Source organism: Pseudomonas caspiana, assembly GCF_040224095.2.
GTDB classification, from domain to species: Bacteria; Pseudomonadota; Gammaproteobacteria; order Pseudomonadales; family Pseudomonadaceae; genus Aquipseudomonas; species Aquipseudomonas caspiana.
Genome location: NZ_CP167995.1, coordinates 1,944,562 through 1,966,142, shown reverse-complemented (window position 1 = coordinate 1,966,142; position 21,581 = coordinate 1,944,562). Strand labels below are relative to the sequence as shown.

20 protein-coding genes are annotated in these 21,581 nt (G+C 58.6%); 14 read left to right on the top strand and 6 right to left on the bottom strand.

Annotated elements, in window-relative coordinates; translation table 11 throughout:
* Positions 1–149: 149 nt before the first annotated feature.
* The 10 genes from ccoN (at position 150) to hemN (ending at position 10,800) form a co-directional block, all read left to right on the top strand.
* Positions 150–1,592 (top strand): cytochrome-c oxidase, cbb3-type subunit I, encoded by a 1,443-nt coding sequence (gene ccoN / locus ABRP31_RS09000; protein WP_087266354.1) that lies wholly within the window; start codon positions 150–152, stop codon positions 1,590–1,592.
* On the top strand, positions 1,592–2,200 hold the full coding sequence (ccoO, locus tag ABRP31_RS08995) for a cytochrome-c oxidase, cbb3-type subunit II (protein WP_349970622.1): 609 nt from the start codon (positions 1,592–1,594) through the stop codon (positions 2,198–2,200). The genes ccoN and ccoO overlap by 1 nt, the downstream gene beginning before the upstream one ends.
* Positions 2,201–2,205: 5 nt before the next feature.
* On the top strand, positions 2,206–2,394 hold the full coding sequence (locus tag ABRP31_RS08990) for a cbb3-type cytochrome c oxidase subunit 3 (RefSeq protein WP_087266359.1): 189 nt from the start codon (positions 2,206–2,208) through the stop codon (positions 2,392–2,394).
* The gene (ccoP, locus tag ABRP31_RS08985) at positions 2,391–3,359 is read left to right on the top strand and encodes a cytochrome-c oxidase, cbb3-type subunit III (RefSeq protein WP_349970621.1); all 969 of its coding nucleotides are present in this window, start codon (positions 2,391–2,393) and stop codon (positions 3,357–3,359) included. The genes ABRP31_RS08990 and ccoP overlap by 4 nt, the downstream gene beginning before the upstream one ends.
* A 324-nt stretch (positions 3,360–3,683) precedes the next feature.
* Positions 3,684–5,096: a cytochrome c oxidase accessory protein CcoG gene (gene ccoG / locus ABRP31_RS08980; protein ID WP_349970620.1), complete on the top strand. Its 1,413-nt coding sequence runs from the start codon at positions 3,684–3,686 to the stop codon at positions 5,094–5,096.
* A gap of 27 nt (positions 5,097–5,123) precedes the next feature.
* Entirely contained in the window at positions 5,124–5,663 is a 540-nt protein-coding gene (locus ABRP31_RS08975; protein WP_349970619.1) for a FixH family protein, read from the top strand.
* 153 nt (positions 5,664–5,816) lie between these two features.
* Positions 5,817–8,282, top strand: a complete 2,466-nt coding sequence (locus ABRP31_RS08970; RefSeq protein WP_349970618.1) for a heavy metal translocating P-type ATPase — start codon at positions 5,817–5,819, stop codon at positions 8,280–8,282.
* The gene (gene ccoS, locus ABRP31_RS08965; protein WP_087266366.1) at positions 8,261–8,464 is read left to right on the top strand and encodes a cbb3-type cytochrome oxidase assembly protein CcoS; all 204 of its coding nucleotides are present in this window, start codon (positions 8,261–8,263) and stop codon (positions 8,462–8,464) included. Before ABRP31_RS08970 ends, ccoS begins: the two co-directional genes overlap by 22 nt.
* A gap of 197 nt (positions 8,465–8,661) precedes the next feature.
* Positions 8,662–9,345 (top strand): sulfite exporter TauE/SafE family protein, encoded by a 684-nt coding sequence (locus ABRP31_RS08960; RefSeq protein ID WP_349970617.1) that lies wholly within the window; start codon positions 8,662–8,664, stop codon positions 9,343–9,345.
* 72 nt (positions 9,346–9,417) lie between these two features.
* Entirely contained in the window at positions 9,418–10,800 is a 1,383-nt protein-coding gene (gene hemN, locus ABRP31_RS08955) for an oxygen-independent coproporphyrinogen III oxidase (protein WP_349970616.1), read from the top strand.
* An 80-nt stretch (positions 10,801–10,880) separates the two neighbouring features.
* Here hemN and ABRP31_RS08950 read toward each other — a convergent pair whose 3' ends face one another.
* Positions 10,881–11,357, bottom strand: coding sequence for a chemotaxis protein (locus ABRP31_RS08950; RefSeq protein WP_349970615.1), 477 nt, complete (start codon positions 11,355–11,357; stop codon positions 10,881–10,883).
* Positions 11,358–11,508: 151 nt separating this feature from the next.
* Here ABRP31_RS08950 and fnr point away from each other — a divergent pair, with 151 nt between their 5' ends.
* Both fnr and ABRP31_RS08940 read left to right on the top strand, forming a co-directional pair.
* Entirely contained in the window at positions 11,509–12,243 is a 735-nt protein-coding gene (gene fnr / locus ABRP31_RS08945; RefSeq protein ID WP_087266374.1) for a fumarate/nitrate reduction transcriptional regulator Fnr, read from the top strand.
* A 62-nt stretch (positions 12,244–12,305) separates the two neighbouring features.
* Complete coding sequence (locus ABRP31_RS08940) at positions 12,306–12,851, top strand: adenine phosphoribosyltransferase (RefSeq protein ID WP_027900957.1); 546 nt, start codon at positions 12,306–12,308, stop codon at positions 12,849–12,851.
* Positions 12,852–13,023: 172 nt separating this feature from the next.
* On the opposite strand, the gene recR is transcribed toward ABRP31_RS08940, so the two are convergent.
* From recR to dnaX, 4 genes are all read right to left on the bottom strand, one after another.
* Complete coding sequence (gene recR / locus ABRP31_RS08935; protein ID WP_027900956.1) at positions 13,024–13,626, bottom strand: recombination mediator RecR; 603 nt, start codon at positions 13,624–13,626, stop codon at positions 13,024–13,026.
* Between the two features lie 74 nt (positions 13,627–13,700).
* Positions 13,701–14,735, bottom strand: a complete 1,035-nt coding sequence (locus ABRP31_RS08930) for an NADP-dependent oxidoreductase (RefSeq protein WP_087266376.1) — start codon at positions 14,733–14,735, stop codon at positions 13,701–13,703.
* A gap of 321 nt (positions 14,736–15,056) precedes the next feature.
* Positions 15,057–15,383 (bottom strand): YbaB/EbfC family nucleoid-associated protein, encoded by a 327-nt coding sequence (locus tag ABRP31_RS08925; protein WP_027900954.1) that lies wholly within the window; start codon positions 15,381–15,383, stop codon positions 15,057–15,059.
* 64 nt (positions 15,384–15,447) lie between these two features.
* The gene (dnaX, locus tag ABRP31_RS08920) at positions 15,448–17,577 is read right to left on the bottom strand and encodes a DNA polymerase III subunit gamma/tau (RefSeq protein WP_349970614.1); all 2,130 of its coding nucleotides are present in this window, start codon (positions 17,575–17,577) and stop codon (positions 15,448–15,450) included.
* Between the two features lie 174 nt (positions 17,578–17,751).
* Between dnaX and ABRP31_RS08915 the strand changes: the two genes are divergently transcribed.
* Positions 17,752–18,504, top strand: a complete 753-nt coding sequence (locus tag ABRP31_RS08915; protein ID WP_349970613.1) for a transporter substrate-binding domain-containing protein — start codon at positions 17,752–17,754, stop codon at positions 18,502–18,504.
* Positions 18,505–18,609: 105 nt separating this feature from the next.
* Complete coding sequence (acpA, locus tag ABRP31_RS08910) at positions 18,610–20,292, top strand: acid phosphatase (RefSeq protein WP_349970612.1); 1,683 nt, start codon at positions 18,610–18,612, stop codon at positions 20,290–20,292.
* Positions 20,293–20,421: 129 nt separating this feature from the next.
* On the opposite strand, the gene ABRP31_RS08905 is transcribed toward acpA, so the two are convergent.
* A complete protein-coding gene (locus tag ABRP31_RS08905; RefSeq protein WP_087267354.1) occupies positions 20,422–21,468 on the bottom strand; it encodes a diguanylate cyclase in 1,047 nt (348 codons plus the stop codon).
* Positions 21,469–21,581 lie beyond the last annotated feature (113 nt).

Genomic DNA, 21,581 nt, shown 5'->3' with positions numbered 1-21,581 from the left:
CCGTCCTGTAACCTCCAGTAACTTTCTGTCCACCGGGACAGGTTTTTCCTTTACGCTGCGCGTCGGAATTTGCCTGAAACGGCCGCAGAGCATGCCTGCGTCGGTTTTTCATACTAATAAATTAAATAGTCGAACCGTGGAACCTGATAATGAGCACAGCAATCAGTCCGACCGCTTATAACTATAAAGTGGTCCGCCAGTTCGCCGTCATGACGGTGGTCTGGGGCATCCTCGGCATGGGGCTTGGCGTATTCATCGCCGCTCAACTGGTCTGGCCGGAGCTGAACCTGGGTCTGGAATGGACCAGCTTCGGACGCTTGCGGCCGCTGCACACCAACCTGGTGATCTTCGCGTTCGGCGGCTGTGCGCTCTTCGGGACGTCTTATTACGTGGTGCAACGCACTTGCCAGACCCGGCTGATTTCCGATGGCATGGCCGCGTTCTCATTCTGGGGCTGGCAAGCGGTCATCGTCAGCGCCATCATCACCTTGCCAATGGGTTACACAACCACCAAGGAATACGCTGAACTGGAATGGCCGATCGCTATTCTGCTGGCGATTGTCTGGGTGACCTACGGCGCGGTGTTCTTCGGCACCATCGTCAAGCGCAAGACCAAACACATCTATGTCGGCAACTGGTTCTACGGTGCGTTCATCGTCGTCACCGCGATGCTGCACATCGTCAACCACATCTCGCTGCCGGTCAGCCTGTTCAAGTCCTACTCCGCCTATGCGGGTGCTACCGACGCGATGATTCAGTGGTGGTACGGCCACAACGCGGTGGGTTTCTTCCTGACCACCGGCTTCCTCGGCATGATGTATTACTTCGTGCCCAAGCAGGCTGAGCGGCCGATCTATTCGTATCGCCTGTCCATCGTGCATTTCTGGGCACTGATCACCCTGTACATCTGGGCGGGCCCGCACCATTTGCACTACACCGCCCTGCCCGACTGGGCACAGTCGCTGGGCATGGTGATGTCGATCATTCTCCTGGCGCCAAGCTGGGGCGGGATGATCAACGGCATGATGACCCTCTCCGGCGCCTGGCATAAGTTGCGCACTGACCCGATCCTGCGTTTTCTGGTGGTGTCGCTCGCCTTCTATGGCATGTCGACCTTTGAAGGTCCAATGATGGCCATCAAGACGGTGAACGCCTTGTCGCACTACACCGACTGGACCATCGGTCACGTGCATGCTGGCGCATTGGGTTGGGTGGCGATGATTTCCATCGGCGCGACGTATCACATGATCCCCAAAGTGTTTGGCCGACCGCAGATGCACAGCATCGGCCTGATCAATGCCCACTTCTGGCTGGCGACTATCGGCACCGTGCTGTACATCGCCTCGATGTGGGTCAATGGCATCACCCAAGGCCTGATGTGGCGAGCGATCAATGACGACGGCACGCTGACTTACTCGTTCGTCGAGGCGCTGCAGGCGAGCCATCCCGGTTACATCGTGCGCATGATCGGCGGCGCATTCTTTGCCAGCGGCATGCTGTTCATGGCGTACAACGTCTGGCGCACCGTGCGCGCTTCAGACCCGGCCGAGGCCGAAGCTGCGGCTCAAATCGCCGTCGTGGGGGCCCACTGATGAAGCATGAAGTACTCGAGAAGAACATTGGCCTGCTGGCCTTCTTCATGGTTATCGCCGTCAGCATCGGCGGCCTGACGCAAATCGTCCCCCTGTTTTTTCAGGACGTCACCAACAAGCCGGTAGAGGGCATGAAGCCACGCTCCGCGCTGGAAGTCGAAGGCCGCGACGTGTACATCGCCAACGGCTGCGTGGGTTGTCATTCACAGATGATTCGTCCGTTCCGCGCGGAAACCGAACGCTACGGTCACTACTCGGTGGCGGGCGAAAGCGTCTGGGACCATCCGTTCCTGTGGGGTTCCAAACGCACCGGGCCTGACCTGGCGCGAGTCGGCGGTCGTTATTCGGATGACTGGCATCGGGCGCATTTGTATAACCCGCGCAACGTAGTTCCTGAATCAAAAATGCCTGCTTACCCCTGGCTGGTAGAGAAACGCCTGGACGGCAAGGACACCGCCAAAAAAATGGAAGTCCTGCGCACCTTGGGCACGCCTTACACCGACGAAGACATCGCCGGAGCGCAGGCCGCCGTGCAAGGCAAAACTGAAATGGATGCACTGGTGGCCTATCTGCAAGGCCTTGGCACCCTCATCAAAAGCAAACGGTGATCTTGATGGATATCGGGATGATTCGTGGCCTTGGCACACTCGTGGTGATGGTGGCCTTTATCGGACTGGCGCTCTGGGTGTTCAGCCCCCGGCGCAAGTCAGAGTTTGACGACGCAACCTTGCTGCCCTTCGCGGACGACCCCGAGGCCATCAAAAAGGTTGAGCAGGAAAAAGCGTCCAGGAGCAAGCAATGAGCACTTTTTGGAGTCTGTACGTCACGGTTCTGACTTTGGGCACCATTTTCGCCCTGACCTGGCTGCTGCTTTCGACCCGCAAGGGCCAGCGCGACGAAGCCACGGAAGAAACCGTCGGCCACTCCTTTGACGGTATCGAGGAATACGACAACCCATTACCCAAATGGTGGTTCATGCTGTTTATCGGCACGATCATTTTCGCGCTGGGCTATCTGGTGCTTTATCCCGGTCTCGGTAACTGGAAAGGCCTCTGGCCGGGTTACGGCTACGTGAACACCGACAAGCAAATCGAGTTCTCCGATGGTCAGACGGGCTGGACAGGCGTGCACGAGTGGGAAAAGGAAATGGCGCGCTCCGAGGCGCGTTTCGGGCCGATCTTCGCCAAGTTCGCTTCGATGCCCATCGAAGAAGTCGCCAAGGATCCACAGGCCCTGAAGATGGGCAGCCGCCTGTTCGCGTCAAACTGCTCGGTGTGTCATGGATCGGACGCCAAAGGCGCTTATGGCTTTCCCAACCTGACCGATGCCGACTGGCGTTGGGGCGGCGAGCCCGAAACCATCAAGGCCACCATCATGGGCGGCCGCCACGCGGTCATGCCCGCCTGGGGTGATGCAATCAAGGAACAGGGCGTACGTGACGTTTCGGCGTACATCGTGACCGCGCTCAATGGGCGTAAGTTACCGGAAGACGCCAAGGCTGATCCGGTCGCCGGGCAAAAGATATTCGCCACGACCTGCGTCGCCTGCCATGGTCCGGAAGGTAAAGGCATGCAGGTGTTGGGTGCACCGGATCTGACACATCCGGGTGCGTTCATCTATGGATCAAGCTACGCACAACTGCAACAAACCATCCGCTACGGCCGTCAAGGCCAGATGCCTGCTCAGGAAGCGATTCAGGGCAATGACAAAGTGCATATTCTGGCGGCGTATGTTTATAGCTTGTCGCGGGAGGAAAAGGCTGAATAGCGTCAGTTCAATTTGCAGACATGTAACTCTGAATTGAAATGCATTCTCTGTGGGAGCCGGGCTTGCCCGCGATAAGGCAGGACGCGGTTCATTTTAGATCACACCCTGCCTTATCGCGGGCAAGCCCGGCTCCCACAGAAAAAGCGCAGACCGCAAACACCTGCACATCATCTGCACGTCATTTGATCCGAATCAGTACTCTTTACACCTGTTTGCACCAAGATTCGCCGCGCCCCATTAACGAAGACTGCAGGCGTATCATTGCCTTCATAACGCCACGCTCCTGACCACTGAGGCATTTTTCCACTGCCGTGGGACACACCGATGAGCAATAACATTCCTGTCGTCAACGTCACCCCGCCGCCCAAGAATGACAACCAGACGGTTGACCTCTATGCCTCGCGAGAAAAGATCTACACCCGCGCGTTCACTGGTCTGTTCCGCAATCTGCGCATGCTCGGTGGTGCTCTGCTGTTCCTGATTTACTTCGGTACCGTCTGGCTGAACTGGGGTGGGCATCAGGCGGTGTGGTGGAATCTGCCGGAGCGTAAGTTCTACATCTTTGGTGCGACCTTCTGGCCGCAGGATTTCATCCTGCTCTCGGGCATCCTGATCGTCAGCGCGTTCGGTCTGTTTTTCATCACCGTCTACGCCGGCCGCGTGTGGTGCGGTTACACCTGCCCGCAAAGTGTCTGGACCTGGATTTTCATGTGGTGCGAAAAGGTCACCGAGGGCGACCGCAATCAGCGCATAAAACTCGATAAAGCTCCCATGAGCGCCAACAAATTCGTGCGCAAATTCTCCAAACACAGCCTGTGGCTGTTGATCGGTTTCATCACCGGGCTGACCTTCGTCGGCTACTTCTCCCCCATACGTGACCTGATCACCGAGCTATTCACCGGTCAGGCCGACAGCTGGGCATATTTCTGGGTCGGCTTTTTTACCCTCGCGACTTACGGCAATGCAGGCTGGCTGCGTGAGCAAGTGTGCATTTACATGTGCCCTTATGCGCGCTTTCAGAGTGTGATGTTCGATAAGGACACTTTGATTGTTTCCTACGACCCACGCCGGGGCGAGAAACGCGGCCCACGTAAAAAGGATCAGGACTACAAGAGGCAAGGTCTGGGCGACTGCATCGATTGCACAATGTGCGTGCAGGTCTGCCCCACCGGCATCGACATCCGCGATGGCCTGCAAGTGGAGTGCATCGGCTGCGCCGCCTGTATCGACGCCTGCGACAGCATCATGGACAAGATGAACTACCCGCGCGGCCTGATCAGCTACACCACCGAGCACAACCTGTCCGGCCAGGTGACGCACAAGCTAAGACCCCGACTGCTCGGTTACGCGGCGGTGTTGCTGGTCATGATCGGCTTGCTGACCTCGGCATTCTTCATGCGCTCACTGGTCGGCTTTGACGTCAGCAAGGATCGCGTGCTGTACCGGGAAAACGCCGAAGGCCGGATCGAGAACGTCTACAGCCTCAAGGTCATGAACAAAGACCAGGTCGATCACACCTATGTACTGGATGCTACAGGCTTGCCGGATCTGAAATTGCAGGGTCGCCGTGAATTCAAAGTGGCCGCCGGGGATATTTTCAGCATGCCGGTGGAGCTGTCCAGCGCTCCCGAAAAACTGCCATCGAGTACCAACGAGGTGATTTTCATCCTCAAGGATATCGACGGCGATACTCATGCTGAAACCAAAAGCCGGTTCATCGGCCCGCAAGTTCGTTAGTCAGAAACGGCGTAAAGAGAATTGTCCATGTCCACCGCGACCGCTCAAAGCCCTTGGTACAAACACATCTGGCCCTGGATCCTGATTGGCATCCTGACCTGCTCAGTGACCCTGTCACTGACCATGGTGACCATTGCGGTGAATAACCCTGACAATCTGGTCAATGACAATTATTACGAGGCGGGCAAAGGCATCAATCGCTCGCTGGATCGCGAACTGCTGGCCCAGAACCTATTGCTGCGCGCCAATGTGCATCTGGATGAGCTCACAGGCGAAGCGGACCTGCGTTTGAGTGGCAACAGCAGGCCGCAGACCCTGGAGCTGAACCTGATCTCCCCGACGCAACCGCAAAAGGATCGCAAGATCGTCCTGACCCGCAGCAGCTCGGAGCCTGACCGCTACATCGGGCAACTGACTGATAAAGTCGAAGGACGCCGTTTTGTAGAGCTGCTGGGTGTTGAAAACGGCAAGACCTGGCGTCTGTTTGAAGAAGAACAGATCAGCCACGACAAAGATCTTGCGCTGGGGGATGAAGCGATTCAGGGAGCGGAAGCTTTGAAGAATTGAACACGGTCCCACTGGATGACGCAGATTCTGTGGGAGCGGTGCTTGCCCGCGATAAGGCCGACGCGATTTCAAGACGAAATAGCGTCCAGCCTTATCGCGGGCAAGCACCGCTCCCACAAGTACCGTGTTCCCACCCTGCGTGCTGAAGACCCAATGACCACTACACCCATCCCATGCTACCACTGCGCCCTGCCCGTCCCGTCGGGCAGTCGCTTTAGCGCCGTCGTGCTCGGGGAAAACCGGGCGATGTGCTGTCCGGGATGTCAGGCAGTAGCCGAGTCAATCGTTGCCGGGGGGCTGGAGAGCTACTACATCCATCGCAGCCAGGCATCGGCCAATCCGGAAACGTTGCCGGTGCAGTTGCTGGACGAACTGGCGCTCTACGACCGCGCCGATGTGCAGGCGCCCTTTGTCCGGCATCAAGGTGAACTGGCAGACACTACGTTACTGATGGAAGGCATCAGTTGCGCCGCGTGTGGCTGGCTCATCGAACGCCACTTACGCACACTGCCCGCCGTGGCCGAAGCACGTTTTAACCTGTCCAACCATCGACTGCAGGTCAGTTGGTCCGACAGCCAGATGCCTCTGAGTCAGCTACTCGCTCAATTACGCAGCATTGGCTATGTCGCCCACCCTTATCAGGCTGATCGAGCCGCCGCACAGCTCGCTGAAGAAAACCGACTGGCGTTGCGCCAGCTTGGCGTGGCCGGTTTGCTGTGGTTTCAGGCGATGATGGCGACCATGGCCACATGGCCGGAATTCAACATCGACCTCAGCCCGCAAATGCACACCATCCTGCGCTGGGTTGCGATGTTTCTGACCACCCCTATTGTGTTCTACAGTTGCGCGCCGTTCCTTCGTGGGGCCATGCGTGATCTGCGCACCCGCCATCTGACCATGGACGTTTCTGTGTCGCTGGCGATTGGGGGGGCTTACATAGCGGGCATCTGGACTGCGATCACCGGCAGCGGTGAGCTGTACTTCGACGCCGTGGGCATGTTCGCCCTGTTCCTGCTGGCCGGCCGCTATCTGGAGAGACGCGCCCGAGAACGCACTGCGGCAGCTACCGCACAACTGGTCAACCTGCTGCCCGCGTCTTGCCTGCGGCTGGATAAGCAGGGTCAGAGCGAGCGGATTCTGCTCAGCGAACTGCGCCTGGGCGATCAGGTGCTGGTGCAGCCCGGCGCAGTGCTGCCCGCTGACGGCAGAATCCTTGAAGGCCAGTCGAGCATCGACGAATCGTTGCTGACCGGTGAATACCTGCCCCATCCGCGAAGCCCCGGCGATGCCGTTACCGCGGGGACCTTGAACGTTGAAAGCGTACTCACGGTCGAGGTCCTGGCGCTGGGCCATGAAACTCGCCTGTCGGCCATCGTCCGCTTGCTGGAGCGCGCTCAGGCAGAAAAACCCCGGCTAGCGGAAATCGCTGATCGAGCGGCACAGTGGTTCTTGCTGTTTTCGCTGATGGCAGCGGCAGTGATTGGTGTTGTGTGGTGGCAGATCGACTCGTCGCGGGCATTCTGGGTTGTTCTGGCGATGCTGGTCGCGACTTGCCCGTGTGCGCTCTCACTTGCGACCCCCACCGCGCTTACGGCCGCCACCGGCACGCTGCACAAACTCGGTCTGTTGCTGACCCGCGGCCATGTGCTGGAGGGTCTGAATCAGATCGACACGGTAATTTTCGACAAGACCGGCACGCTGACCGAAGGACGGTTAGCGCTGCGCAGCCTCCAGGCGCTGGGCGAACTGAATGCCGACGCATGCCTGAGCCTCGCCGCTGCACTGGAAAACCGCTCGGAGCACCCCATCGCAAAAGCCTTCGGCCGCGCACCGAGTGCCGCCGAGGAGGTAGTCAGTCATCCGGGGCTAGGCCTTGAAGGTGCCGTCAACGGCCAACAATTGCGCATCGGTCAGCCAGCTTTTGTCTGCGCCTTGAGCGCCAGCGACATTCCACCCGCACCAGAACACACCGGGCAGCATCTACTGCTCGGCGACCGCCATGGGCCTTTGGCCTGGTTCATCCTGGATGACCGCCTGCGCGAAGACGCTCATGCACTGTTGCAGGCCTGCAAGGCGCGAGGCTGGAAAACCCTGCTGCTGTCCGGGGACAGCTCCCCTATGGTCGCTCATGTTGCGGCTGAACTGGGCATCGACGAAGCCCGTGGCGGTTTGCGCCCCGACGACAAGCTGGCGGCGTTGCAACAGCTGCATCGTCAGGGCCGTAAAGTGTTGATGCTCGGCGATGGCGTCAATGACGTGCCAGTGCTGGCCGCAGCAGACATCAGTGTTGCCATGGGTTCAGCCACTGACCTGGCGAAAACCAGCGCCGACGCCGTCTTGCTGTCCAATCGCCTGCACGCGTTGGTTCAGGCGTTTGCTCTGGCGCGACGCACACGCAGGGTAATCATTGAGAACCTGCTCTGGGCCGGGTTATACAATGGCCTCATGCTGCCCTTTGCAGCACTGGGCTGGATTACCCCCATCTGGGCTGCGGTGGGCATGTCCATCAGCTCGTTGACGGTGGTCCTGAACGCTTTACGCCTGACCCGCATGCCGTCTACCACTGCCCCTCATCGGCAGCCTGCTTCGGAGGCCTTATGCCAGCGCTCTACATCATGATCCCCGCCGCGTTGCTGTTGGTTGGTGTGGCGATCTACATCTTTTTCTGGGCGGTGGACAGCGGTCAGTACGACGACATGGAAGGCCCGGCGCACAGTATTCTTTTTGATGATCAAGACCCAAAGCATCAGGCGGCGGTGGATGAAGTCGCGAGCCAGAAAAAAGGTGAGTCTGATGTTTGAGCCCAATCCCGAGCAAACAGCGGATCCTGCAGGAGTGAGCTTGCTCGCGACAGCGCCAGCACAGGCAATACATTCATCAACTGACAGATCGAATCGCGAGCAAGCTCACTCATACAGGTCGCATATTTGCTGCGCGACAGCGCAGTGTCAGGGAAACTGGGCGACCTCGCACAGGGATTTGCGACAGGCCAGTCTGCATGGCTGACCTTTTACCCCTTCTGATCTCGGCCCTGATCCTCGGCCTGCTCGGCGGTGGCCACTGCCTGGGCATGTGCGGCGGGTTGATGGGCGCACTGACGCTGGCGATTCCCAAGGAACAACGCAGCCGACGTTTTCGATTGCTGCTGGCTTACAACATGGGGCGGATCTTGAGTTACACCTGCGCCGGTCTGCTGATCGGCCTCGCCGGCTGGGCCGCGGCCAATAGCCCTGGCGCATTGGCCTTGCGGGTAGTCGCTGCAGTGCTATTGATCGCCATGGGTCTGTATCTGGCCGGATGGTGGAGCGGCCTGACCCGAATTGAACGCCTGGGCCGCGGGCTGTGGCGCTATATCCAGCCGCTGGCTAGCCGTCTGCTTCCGGTGTCGAGTCTGTCACGGGCTCTATTGTTGGGCGCACTGTGGGGCTGGCTGCCTTGCGGGCTGGTTTACAGCACGCTGCTCTGGTCGGCGAGCCAGGGTAATGCCATCGACAGCGCCCTGTTGATGCTGGCTTTCGGCATTGGCACCTGCCCGGTGCTGTTGGCCACGGGCCTTGCGGCGCAGCGCATCACCGCGTTACTGCGTCAGCGTGGCGTGCGCATGGCAGGCGGCCTGCTGGTGATTGCGTTCGGACTCTGGACCCTGCCCGGTCCGCATCAGCACTGGTTGATGGGCCATTGACCCATATCAAAGGATCAAACGCGTGCTTCTCTAGACTGGCCGACACTGCAAGCTTACCCAGGGAACGCCAACATGCTCGACGCCATCCGTTGGGATTCTGATCTGATTCGCCGCTACGATCTGGCGGGGCCACGCTACACCTCCTACCCCACAGCGGTGCAATTTCACACGCAGGTCGGCGCGTTCGACCTGCTGCATGCGTTGCGCGACAGCCGCAAAGCCGTCCGTCCCGTGTCGCTCTATGTGCATATCCCGTTCTGCGCCAACATTTGCTATTACTGCGCCTGTAACAAAGTCATTACCAAGGATCGCGGGCGCGCCCAAGCTTATCTGCAGCGTCTTGAGCATGAAATCAAGATGATCGCCTGCCATCTGGATCCGGGCCAGGTCGTCGAACAACTGCATTTTGGCGGTGGCACGCCGACCTTTCTCAGCCACGACGAACTGCGTCAATTGATGGGCCATTTGCGTCAGCACTTCAATCTGCGGGACGATGACTCTGGCGACTACGGCATTGAAATCGACCCGCGTGAGGCCGATTGGTCGACCATGGGGCTGCTGCGCGAACTGGGTTTCAACCGGGTCAGTCTGGGCGTGCAGGATCTGGACCCGCAGGTACAGCGCGCGGTGAATCGCCTGCAAAGCCTGGAAGAAACCCAGGCCATTATTGATGCCGCGCGTACCTTGCAGTTTCGCTCGGTCAATATCGACCTGATCTACGGCCTGCCGAAACAGACGCCGCAAGCGTTTGCCCGCACCGTGGAGGAAATCATCGCCCTGCAGCCAGACCGATTGTCGGTGTTCAACTACGCACACCTGCCTGAACGCTTCATGCCACAACGGCGAATCGACAGCGGCGATCTGCCAACGCCGGAAGCGAAGCTGCAGATGCTGGAACAGACCATTGAGCAACTGACCAATGCCGGCTATCGCTACATCGGCATGGACCATTTCGCCCTGCCCGATGATGAATTGGCGGTCGCTCAGGAAGAACTGACCCTGCAACGCAACTTCCAGGGCTACACCACCCACGGCCACTGCGACCTGATTGGTCTGGGGGTTTCAGCGATCAGTCAGATCGGTGACCTGTACAGCCAGAACAGCAACGATCTGGCTGATTATCAAAGCCTGCTGGGCAGCGATCAGCTGGCGACCAAGCGCGGCCTGGTCTGCAATGAGGACGACCGCATACGACGAGCGGTGATTCAGCAATTGATCTGTCATTTCATCCTGAATTTCACCGATATCGAAACGCAATTCGATATCAACTTTCGCGCTTACTTCAGTGAGTTGTGGCCCCAGCTCGCCAGCATGGCTACCGACGGCCTGATCAGCTTGAAACCTGAAGGCATTGAGGTACTACCCGCCGGGCGATTGCTGGTGCGCTCGGTGTGCATGGTGTTTGACGCTTACCTGACCCAACAGAATCGAAAGCGTTTTTCACGGGTAATCTGAGCTGCGATGGCGGCATGTCTGACACACCGCCATCGCTGGCCTCGTAACCTCGATAAGTTCCTACAGGATGGGCCGCTCGCTTACATCCTGGCCAGCATCAGCATGCTGGCCTTGGTTTTGTCGGCTGAATTGAGTTGTAGCGCGTTCATGACAGAAGAAAGATCACTTGCCGAGGTACTGATCTGACGCTGATAAATCGCCGAAACCGTCTGCAATGCGGCAGCCTTGGCCTGGCGCATATCGGGGCTGAGCGACTTATCGTCTTTGGCCGCTTGTAACTCACTGTTCGACTGCGCCAAGCGTTTCTGGGAGTCACGCACCGAGGTCAGGATTTTCTGCACAGAATCAGGCAAGCCACTTTGCGTGATATCGGTATTGGCCGAGCCGGACAAGGCCGCACGCGCCAGACCGGCAGCCGAAAGCTTCACATCTACGCTCTGTGGAGTCTGAGCGGCGGCGTTGCTCTGCGACGCGGCCTTGTCGGCTGCGCTTTTCTGCGCGGCAGCATTGGCCGTCAGAAAAGCCCGACTGATGGCGGTAAGGGCGGATGACCACATGAGCAGCGACCTGTTTGAAGATGCGGATATTCAGGGCTATCGACCCATACGCACTAAGCTTGATAGCCACGCGACGGATCGTCGCTGGTCTGAACAGTCATCGGTGAGTTACCCTTATGACTTATGTGTGATTACCACAAGGAATAAAGTGATGCCCGAGCCAGTCAAAGTACGCGCTCATACCCAGGCCCATTGCAAGGATTGCAGTCTGGCTCCGCTGTGCTTGCCACTCTCCTTGAACCTGGAAGACATGGATGCGCTGGATCAAATCGTCAAACGCGGTCGACCGCTGAAGAAAGGCGAGTTCCTGTTCCGTCAGGGTGACACGTTCGGCTCAGTGTACGCGGTACGTTCCGGCGCGCTGAAGACCTTCAATATCAGCGACGGTGGCGAAGAGCAACTGACCGGTTTCCATTTGCCAAGCGAACTGGTGGGTATGTCGGGCATGGACGCAGAAGCCTATCCGGTTTCCGCTCAAGCGCTGGAAACCACTTCGGTCTGCGAAATCCCGTTCGAGCGGCTGGACGAACTGTCCGTGCAACTGCCACAACTGCGACGTCAGTTGATGCGGGTCATGAGCCGCGAAATTCGCGATGACCAGCAAATGATGTTGCTGCTGTCGAAAAAAACCGCCGACGAGCGCATTGCGACGTTCTTGGTCAACCTGTCAGCACGCTTCCGCGCCCGGGGTTTCTCGGCCAACCAGTTCCGCCTGAGCATGTCGCGCAACGAAATTGGTAATCACCTGGGGCTGGCAGTGGAAACCGTGTCCCGCGTCTTCACCCGCTTCCAGCAAAACGAACTGATTGCAGCCGAAGGCAAGGAGATCAGAATCCTTGATCCAATCCAGCTCTGCGCGCTGGCGGGCGGCGCTATCGAAAGCTGAGGGTGCGATTCAGGGCGAGCGGCTTTAGACTAGCGTTCAGACGACCTGCCCTGGATTACCTGATGATTTTCGACGAAGCCAGCTTCAAATCCCTCATTCGCCCGGTAGTGGACTTCCCCAAACCGGGCGTCATCTTTCGCGACATCACCCCGCTGTTCCAATCTCCCAAAGCCACACGGCTGGTGATGGACAGTTTCGTGCAACGCTATATCGAAGCTGACTTCAGCCACATCGGCGTGATGGACGCACGGGGTTTTCTGATCGGTTCGATTGTGGCTTATGAACTGAACAAACCACTGATCCTGTTTCGCAAGCAGGGCAAACTGCCTGCTGACGTGCTGTCAGAGGGTTATCAGACTGAATACGGTGAAGCGTTTCTGGAAGTGCACGCTGACAGCCTGTGTGATGGCGACTCGGTGGTGATGTTCGACGACCTGATCGCCACTGGCGGAACGCTGATCGCCGCTGCCAACCTGATCCGCCGCATGGGCGCGAAGATCCACGAGGCCGCCGCGATCATCGACCTGCCGGAACTGGGCGGCTCGAAACGCCTGCAAGACCTGCAGATTCCGACGTTTTGCCTGACGAGCTTTGGTTTGACGGAGTAGAAATCTGCGCGGCTGACACCAAGTCTCCCCTGAACAAAAAAGCCCCTGTCCACAGCACAACACTGCCTCGCGGCAGATATTGAACCTGTAGGAACTGCCGAAGCTGCGACGGCGGCGTGTCAGGATGAACGCTTCGCAGCCTTCGGCAGCTCCTACAGATTAGTGTCGATGCTTACAAAGCGATCGGCTTACGCCCTGCAAACGAGTGCGCCAACGTTCCGCCATCCACCAATTCCAACTCGCCACCCAGCGGCACGCCGTGGGCGATGCGAGAGGTGATCAGGCCTTTGTTGGTCAGCAACTGCGCGATGTAGTGTGCGGTGGCTTCGCCTTCGACCGTAGGGTTGGTCGCCAGGATGACTTCGCTGAAAGTGCCCTGCTCGTTGATGCGTGCCAGCAGCTGTGGAATGCCGATAGCCTCAGGACCCAGCCCGTCCAGCGGCGACAGGTGCCCTTTGAGCACGAAGTAACGACCGCGATAGCCGGTCTGCTCCACCGCATAGACATCCATCGGCCCCTCCACGACGCATAGCAGCGTGTCGTCGCGACGATTGTCTGAACATTGTGGGCACAGATCGTCTTCGGTCAGGGTGCGGCACTGCCGACAGTGCCCTACCCCTTCCATCGCCTGGCTCAACGCCAGCGCCAGCCGTGAACCGCCACTGCGATCACGCTCGAGCAATTGCAGCGCCATGCGTTGCGCAGTTTTTTGACCGACGCCCGGCAGGGTGCGCAGGGCATCGATCAGTTGGCGAATCAGTGGGCTGAAGCTCATGGAGAAAGGTCCGACAAAAACACAAGACGCGGTTTATACCCGCGCCCTGCCTGCAGCGTCAATCAAGGGTTACGTCAGGCGTCAGAGACGTGAACCACCAACTTGCCAAAGTTACGTCCTTCCAGCAGACCGATAAAGGCTTCTGGCGCATTCTCAAGGCCCTGGACCACGTCTTCACGGAACTTGATCTTGCCCTGAGTGACCAGTGGCGTCATTTCGCGGAAGAACTCCTCGTGACGATGACCGTACTCTTCGAACACGATGAAACCCTGCATGCGGGCGCGCTTGGTCAGGATCGTGCGCAGAAGCAGCGGCAGATCGTTCGGGCCTTCCGGTACGCCCTGGGCGTTGTACTGCGCAATCACGCCGCACACGGGAATACGCGCACGAGGGTTCAGCAGCGGCAATACCGCATCGAAGACTTTGCCGCCCACCAATTCGAAGTAGATGTCGATACCTTTGCCGCAAGCCTGCTTCAGCTCTTCCGCAAAGTTGTCGCTCTTGTGGTCGATACAGGCGTCGAAGCCCAGTTCATCAACCACATAACGGCACTTGTCCGCACCACCTGCCACGCCGACGACACGCAGGCCTTGCAGCTTGGCCACCTGCCCCACCACTGAGCCCACAGCGCCGGACGCGGCCGCCACGACGAGCGTCTCGCCAGCCTGTGGCTTGCCGATGTCCATCAGCCCCATGTAAGCGGTCATGCCAGGCATGCCCAATACGCCTACGGCCATGGAGTCGCTGGGCAGGTCTTTCGGGATCACTTTCAACGCAGCACCGTCATTGATGCTATGAGTCTGCCAGCCGGTCTGGCCGACTACGCGATCACCGACCTTGAATGCTGGATTACGCGATTGCTCGACGATGCTGACGGCGCCGCCTTCCATCACTGCGTCGATTTCAACCGGGTCGGCGTAAGAAGGTGCATCGCTCATGCGTCCGCGCATGTAGGGGTCCAGCGACAGGTAAAGAGTGCGCAACTGCACTTGCCCTTCCTGAAGGTCCGGCAGCGCTTCGCGCTCCAACCGGAAATTCTCCGGGGTGGGCGCACCTTGCGGACGAGAGGCCAGGACAATTCGCTGGTTAAGAATCAATTCTTGGGTCATCAAAGCGGCTCCTTGGGAATGAATTCTCTGGGGTATGGAGAAGCAGACCATCGTGAGGCGGGGGCGTTCGATTGGATACCGATGGTCATGATCTGTGAGAGCTGAGCTTGCCCGCGAAGAAGGCAACCGGGTCCATCTGCTCCACCGCAGCGTCTGCATCGCGGGCAAGCCCGGCTCCCACAAGATCAACGCCAGTCCCTGTTGGAGCGAGGCTTGCCCGCGGAGAAGGCAACCGGGTTTATCAGACGACCGCTAAAAGCCAGGTCCCTGAAAACAAAAATGCCAGGCACTTGGCCTGGCATTTTTCGGTACACGCTGCAATCAGAACGGCAGCTTCATGCCCGGCGGCAGCTGCATGCCAGCGGTCATGCTGGAAGTCTTTTCCTGGCTGGCCTGCTCAATCTTGCGAACCGCGTCGTTTACGGCGGCGGCGATCAGGTCTTCCAGTACTTCCTTGTCTTCCTGCATCAGGCTGTCATCCAGATTGATGCGCTTGACGTCATGGCGACCGGTCATCACGACGCTGACCAGGCCTGCACCCGATTGGCCGGTCACTTCGGCATTGGCCAGTTCTTCCTGCATCTTGGCCATTTTTTCCTGCATTTGCTGCGCCTGCTTCATCAGGCCAGCCATGCCACCTTTCATCATGGGATATCTCCTCGAAAGTTGATTGTTGTATCAGGTGAGACACCGTCGGGCATCACACCTTCAGTTAATGAGTCTGAGCCACCGGGGCATCCACGGGCTTGATCGTATCCTCCCGGATCACTGCGCCAAACTGTTCAAGCATTTGCTGGATGAACGGATCAGCATGAATCGACGCTTCTGCCTGCCGCTGACGCTCCAGACGCAACCGCGAAGCCGCCTGCGCAGGGGTTTCCTGCTCGGGCTTGATCAACTCGATCTTGAGATTGATCTTACGCCCGGTGAATTGATTCAGGCCATCGTTGATACGGCGCAACTGGGTCGCATTGAACAACGCGCTATGCCCTGGGTCCAGGTGCAGCAACCAGTCATCACCGTCCATCGCGACCAGCGTGCAGTTGGAGGCAATGCTGCTGGTCATCCCGGAAATCGGCAACTTGTTAAACATGTCCAGCCATTCAGCGGCCAACCCCGTCGCCGGTTTTGCCGCCGGAGCAGGTTCAGCTTCGACCGTTTCAGTGACCGTTTCGTGCGCCAGTTCATCAAGGAAACTATAGGACGCCGGATCGATGTCCACATCCGGCTCGACGTAATCATCATCCGGTGGTGGCTCGTCGTCGCGATCCATCGGCGCAGGCACGTAAGCATCGGGGATGGCTTCGAGCATTGCCGGAGTGACCGCCTGCTCGGCAACCGGCTCAGGCTGCGACGCTTCAATCTCTGGTGCATCCGGCACGGGACTGGCTGGCGCCGGGGCTGGCATCGGCGTGAGTTCCGGCTGCTCGGCAACAGTGTCGAGTACTGGCTCGGCAACGAGTTCGTGAGCAGGTGTAGCAAGCGGTTCAGGTTCGTCTTCGACTGGCGGCAATGCCCGTGGCTCGTTCCATGGCAAGTCGACTTCTTCAACCGGCTCAGGCTCAGGCTCAGGAGCGGCTGCCACGGGAGTCGCCGCGGTCACTGGCAACTCAGCCTCGACAACCGGAGCGGCCGCCTGTACGGGAGCAACTGCTACCGGCGCGACAGCTGTCGCACCGGCCACTTGTTGTGGGGAATCAACTGTGGCCGGGTTGATTCCCACTGTCTTTAGCGGCTGTCTTGGCGCGTCGCTGCTGTCTGCGGGTCGGAACGCCAACATGCGCAGCAGGACCATTTCGAAGCCGCCGCGAGGATCAGGAGCCAAGGGCAGGTCACGACGACCTATCAAACCCATCTGGTAGTAGAACTGCACGTCTTCGGCTGGCAATGCCTGAGCCAGCGCAAGTACCCGGTCGCGGTCGCCATGGCCGTTGTCGACACCTTCAGGCAGCGCCTGGGCAATCGCCACGCGGTGCAGCACGTTGAGGATTTCCGACAACACACCATTCCAGTCCGGGCCCTGTTCGGCCAAATGACGGACGGCTTCCAGCAGACTGCGGGCATCGCCGTCGATCAAGGCGGTCAGCACGTCGAACACCTGACCGTGATCCAGCGTACCGAGCATGGCCCGTACATCAGCAGCCATGACCTTGCCTTCACCGAAAGCAATCGCTTGATCGGTGAGACTCATGGCATCGCGCATGGAGCCGTCGGCAGCACGCCCCAACAGCCATAGCGCGTCATCTTCGAACGGCACATTTTCGACGCCCAGCACATGGGTCAAATGCTCGACCACACGCTCCGGCGTCATGTTCTTCAGAGAGAACTGCAGGCAGCGGGACAAAATCGTCGCCGGCAGTTTTTGCGGATCAGTGGTCGCCAGGATGAATTTGACGTACGGCGGCGGCTCTTCAAGGGTTTTGAGCAACGCGTTGAACGAGTGGCTGGAGAGCATGTGCACTTCGTCGATCAGGTAGACCTTGAAGCGCCCGCGGCTTGGGGCGTATTGCACGTTATCCAGCAGTTCACGCGTGTCCTCGACCTTGGTACGGCTCGCGGCGTCGATCTCGATCAGGTCGACAAAACGCCCTTCGTCGATCTCGCGGCACACCGAACAGGTGCCGCAGGGCGTCGACGTGATACCTGTTTCGCAGTTCAGGCACTTGGCGATAATCCGCGCGATAGTGGTCTTGCCCACCCCCCGGGTACCGGTAAACAGATAGGCATGGTGCAGACGCTGGCTGTCCAGGGCATTGATCAGAGCCTTCAGCACATGGGTCTGGCCGACCATTTCGCGGAACGAGCGCGGACGCCATTTACGTGCAAGAACCTGATAACTCATCGAAAACCGTCGCAACTGGGAAGCGGAAGACCGCTAATGCTAGCGGAGCAGGGGCAAAATTGCATCTGGTGTCCTCTTCTATTCTGGCTAAGCTGTGCAAATGGATGTGAAGACACGCATTAATCGGGTCTTTAGAGAGCGTTTTATATATGGCTCGTAGTTGAGGGACCTTCTATGCGACGAACCCGTACCATTCTAATAGCGCTGTTTCTGCTGATTGCCTTGCCGGTTGATGCGAAAGAGCCGCCACTGCGGTTTTCGGTGGCGGAAAGCTGGTCGATGCCGCTTGTTCAACTGGAGGACTATCAGCCCACGTCCGGGATCCTGTTCGACATCATGCAGAGCCTGGCGCGTCAGGTAGGCCGCGAAGCCGAGTATCACGTCTTGCCGCGATTGCGGGTTCAAGCGGCGCTGGAGCGCGGTGAGATAGATATTCGATGCTACGCAGCCCAGGCCTGGGTGCCGAACCTCTCGGGTGATTACTTCTGGAGTTTGCCGATCATCTACCAGCGCGACTTGCTGATCGCCTCGGCCGCAACCGCCGCAGGTCCCTACCCCGAGCAGTTTGATAACGAAACCATCGGCACAGTGCTGGGCTACAACTACCCCGACCTGCAATATCTGTTCGATAACCATCAACTGGTTCGCGAGGACGCCCGCAATCAGGAGCAGACACTTCGAAAGCTGGTTGCGGGCCGCTATCACTACGCAGTGGCCAGCCAGCTGGTGCTGGATTGGCTCAACCGTGATTTGCCCGCCGATGAACAATTGAAATCCATCGCCCTGATCGCTGATCAGCCGGCCGGCTGCATCATCCGTAACGACCCTGATCTGCCCACGCAGAAAATCCTGCGCACATTGGTACGCATGAGGGTTTCAGGAGAAATTCAGCAAATTATCGACCGTTACACCGCCCCTCGTACCTGACCTGTGCCGTACCCCGATCAGACCTGCTGTCGCAATACCGTCATATAGCGCGGATACCCTCGCCTGAAATATTTGGCAACATTTATACCGGGCAGGTAATCCACGATGAGCGACAAGTCAGACGATAACTCGCAGACCGACCCTAGCCGTCGCCGCTTTCTGGGCGGCATGGCTGCATTAGGAGCGGGCGTAACCTTGGGGAGCTACGCGACAGCCCAGGAAAAACAACCTGCATCAGCACCCGATACCGCACCGCTGACCGGCATGGCGCTGGACAAGGCTCTGCGTGAAAACGTCAAAACCGTCGTCGTGATCTACGCCGAGAATCGCAGCTTTAACAATCTGTTTGGCAACTTCCCAGGCGTCGAAAAGCCTTTGTCCTCGCTACAGCCTGCCGACTACCAACAGCGCGACCGCGACGGATCACTGCTGAAGACCCTGCCACCGGCCTGGGGCGGCGTGTTGCAGCTGGGGCCTCAAACGGTTGACGGAGTGAGCTATCCCGCTGGCGGCCAGTTTCAGGAGAACCTGCCCAACGCACCCTTCCCGCTCAAAGGCATGAATGGCGAAGACTTGCCGCTTAGCCTCGTCACCCGGGACCTGTGGCACGTGTTCTATCAGAACCAGATGCAGATCAATGGTGGCAAGAATGACCGCTTCGTGGCGTGGGCCGATGCGGGCGGCCTGCCCATGGGTTACTACGCGCAGAGTCAGTATTCATTGCGTCTGTGGGACGTCGCCAAAGAGTTCGTGCTCTGTGACAACTTCTTCCAGGGGGCTTTTGGTGGTTCGTTCCTCAACCACCAGTACCTGATTGCAGCCACCGCACCGATTTATCCGAACGCGGCAAACTCGGCGGCCAAATCACAGATCGCCCAATTGCAGAGCGACAACCCGAAAGATCCGCGCCTCAAGCCTCTGGAGCAATCACCGGCCAGCGCCATGACCGGTGCGCCGCAATTCGGCCCCAGCGCACTGACGCCCGATGGCTTTGCGGTCAACACGCTGGCACCGCCGTTCTGGCCGACCTGGCTGCGCGACCCGGCAAATCCGGACTATTCCAAACCGGACCTGCCCAATGTGCTGGTGCCACAAACTCACGAACATATCGGCGACAAGCTGTCGAAAAAGCACGTCGACTGGGCGTGGTACGCGGGTGCCTGGCAAGTCACCCTTGATGAGTTCAAGGACTCCACCGGGATCCCGAAGATCCCTAACTTTCAGTACCACCATCAGCCGTTTAACTACTTCGTTCAGCAAGGGCCGCAAAACCCGGCAGAGCGCAAACAGCGTCTGCGCGACGGCGGGCTGGGGGATGAAGTCAGCAGCAATAAATTCCTCGCAGATGCCGAAGCCGGCAAGCTGCCTGCGGTGACGTTCTACAAGCCACAAGGCAACCTGAACATGCACGCTGGTTACGCCGACGTCGCCGCAGGTGATCGGCACATCGACCGGGTGATCAAGGTGCTGCGCAACAGTCCACAATGGGAAAACATGGTCATCGTCATCACGGTGGACGAAAACGGCGGCTGGTGGGACCACGTGGCGCCACCGCAAGGCGATCGTTGGGGGCCGGGCACACGCATTCCGGCGTTGGTAGTTTCGCCCTTCGCCCGCAAAAGCACGGTCGATCACACGGTTTACGACACAGCATCAATTCTGCGCTTGATCACCCGTGTTCATGGGCTGGAAAAGCTCGACGGCCTCAAGGAACGAGATCAGGCGATGATCGCGCGCGGGCAAACGCCCATGGGCGACCTGACCAATGCATTGCAATTTCATGCCTGACGAGTCGACCGGGTTCATTCGTGAGGGCAGTATTTCATGCAGCACAGAGGCTGCGGATGTACCGGCACCTTCGCGAATGAATTCGCACCGGGAGTACGCTTGCAGGTCAACATCGACGGCACCCACTACTCACCCCGCCAGCATCACCTTATTACGCCCCTGTTGCTTACCCAGATACAACGCCTGATCCGCTCGATTAAGAGCGCTTTGAAACGTTTCTCCCGAACGGATTTCGCTCACCGCCAGGGTTGCCGTTACGGTAAGCGGACCTTGATCCACCTGCCCGACCCATTCGCGGATACGCAACAGAATTCGATCGGCAACAACCTGCGCAGCCTGTTCAGAGGCATCCGGCATCAATACCAGAAACTCTTCGCCACCCCAGCGCGACGCCACATCCGAGGCTCGCACGTTGCTATTGATGGCTTCAGCCACCCGCTGGAGGATCAAGTCACCTTGCTCGTGCCCCAGACGGTCGTTGATCTGTTTAAAGTGGTCGATATCCAGCAGGATGATCGCCGCAGGCACGGAGTCAGCCAACTGTCGCACCCCATGCATCACCCTGCGCCGGGTGTAAAGATTGGTCAGGCTGTCGCGATTAGCGGTGTGGAACAGGTTCAGTTGCATAGACCGCGTGAAGCGCACAGACAAGGCCGTGCCATGCAATAACACGCCGACGGCGGTCAGCACGTTGACGATGCCAAATACCTCAAGCAACTGCGGCGCAACACCGGAGTTGATCCCCATCTGCCCGCGCAACGCGAAGCCCCCCACCGATACGACGAGAATTGCCAGGTTAAGCAGCAATCGTGGTCGACGCGCATTTTGAAAGCTGAACGCGATAATCGGGATCACGCAATACAGATAGAAATAGAAGTTGCTGTTCCAACCCAGCACCCATGTCGCCAGCAAGGCATGCAGGATGATCTCCATGCTCATCAGCATGCCGGCAAATCTATAACGCCCGGCCCGGATCGCCCTGAGACACGCCACGTAAACCAGAATGCTGAAACCGTTGCCCACCGCCAGCAAGGGTATTTTCAGTGTGCTGAACAAGACGAACAGGACGAGATGAATACAAAAAGCGATCTGCACGACAGGGACAATGTGCTGCCAGAACTGCGCAGTGGTTTCACGCAACAATTGCGCACGATCACTCGCCGATAGGGTGTTCATCAAGCAGCCTCAGTGGGGTGATGCATCGCAGCCGCGTGGGGCGAATCAGCATTGGATTTATGTCTATATTATCGGCTGACATCGAGTGGCCTTGATGTCGATCCCAGACTGGA

What these genes read in the sequence shown, in the direction of transcription:
- ccoN (WP_087266354.1), top strand. Translation starts at nt 150, where the DNA reads ATGAGCACAGCAATCAGTCCGACCGCTTATAACTATAAAGTGGTCCGC.
- ccoO (WP_349970622.1), top strand. Translation starts at nt 1,592, where the DNA reads ATGAAGCATGAAGTACTCGAGAAGAACATTGGCCTGCTGGCCTTCTTC.
- ABRP31_RS08990 (WP_087266359.1), top strand. Translation starts at nt 2,206, where the DNA reads ATGGATATCGGGATGATTCGTGGCCTTGGCACACTCGTGGTGATGGTG.
- ccoP (WP_349970621.1), top strand. Translation starts at nt 2,391, where the DNA reads ATGAGCACTTTTTGGAGTCTGTACGTCACGGTTCTGACTTTGGGCACC.
- ccoG (WP_349970620.1), top strand. Translation starts at nt 3,684, where the DNA reads ATGAGCAATAACATTCCTGTCGTCAACGTCACCCCGCCGCCCAAGAAT.
- ABRP31_RS08975 (WP_349970619.1), top strand. Translation starts at nt 5,124, where the DNA reads ATGTCCACCGCGACCGCTCAAAGCCCTTGGTACAAACACATCTGGCCC.
- ABRP31_RS08970 (WP_349970618.1), top strand. Translation starts at nt 5,817, where the DNA reads ATGACCACTACACCCATCCCATGCTACCACTGCGCCCTGCCCGTCCCG.
- ccoS (WP_087266366.1), top strand. Translation starts at nt 8,261, where the DNA reads ATGCCAGCGCTCTACATCATGATCCCCGCCGCGTTGCTGTTGGTTGGT.
- ABRP31_RS08960 (WP_349970617.1), top strand. Translation starts at nt 8,662, where the DNA reads ATGGCTGACCTTTTACCCCTTCTGATCTCGGCCCTGATCCTCGGCCTG.
- hemN (WP_349970616.1), top strand. Translation starts at nt 9,418, where the DNA reads ATGCTCGACGCCATCCGTTGGGATTCTGATCTGATTCGCCGCTACGAT.
- ABRP31_RS08950 (WP_349970615.1), bottom strand. Translation starts at nt 11,357, where the DNA reads ATGTGGTCATCCGCCCTTACCGCCATCAGTCGGGCTTTTCTGACGGCC.
- fnr (WP_087266374.1), top strand. Translation starts at nt 11,509, where the DNA reads ATGCCCGAGCCAGTCAAAGTACGCGCTCATACCCAGGCCCATTGCAAG.
- ABRP31_RS08940 (WP_027900957.1), top strand. Translation starts at nt 12,306, where the DNA reads ATGATTTTCGACGAAGCCAGCTTCAAATCCCTCATTCGCCCGGTAGTG.
- recR (WP_027900956.1), bottom strand. Translation starts at nt 13,626, where the DNA reads ATGAGCTTCAGCCCACTGATTCGCCAACTGATCGATGCCCTGCGCACC.
- ABRP31_RS08930 (WP_087266376.1), bottom strand. Translation starts at nt 14,735, where the DNA reads ATGACCCAAGAATTGATTCTTAACCAGCGAATTGTCCTGGCCTCTCGT.
- ABRP31_RS08925 (WP_027900954.1), bottom strand. Translation starts at nt 15,383, where the DNA reads ATGATGAAAGGTGGCATGGCTGGCCTGATGAAGCAGGCGCAGCAAATG.
- dnaX (WP_349970614.1), bottom strand. Translation starts at nt 17,577, where the DNA reads ATGAGTTATCAGGTTCTTGCACGTAAATGGCGTCCGCGCTCGTTCCGC.
- ABRP31_RS08915 (WP_349970613.1), top strand. Translation starts at nt 17,752, where the DNA reads ATGCGACGAACCCGTACCATTCTAATAGCGCTGTTTCTGCTGATTGCC.
- acpA (WP_349970612.1), top strand. Translation starts at nt 18,610, where the DNA reads ATGAGCGACAAGTCAGACGATAACTCGCAGACCGACCCTAGCCGTCGC.
- ABRP31_RS08905 (WP_087267354.1), bottom strand. Translation starts at nt 21,468, where the DNA reads ATGAACACCCTATCGGCGAGTGATCGTGCGCAATTGTTGCGTGAAACC.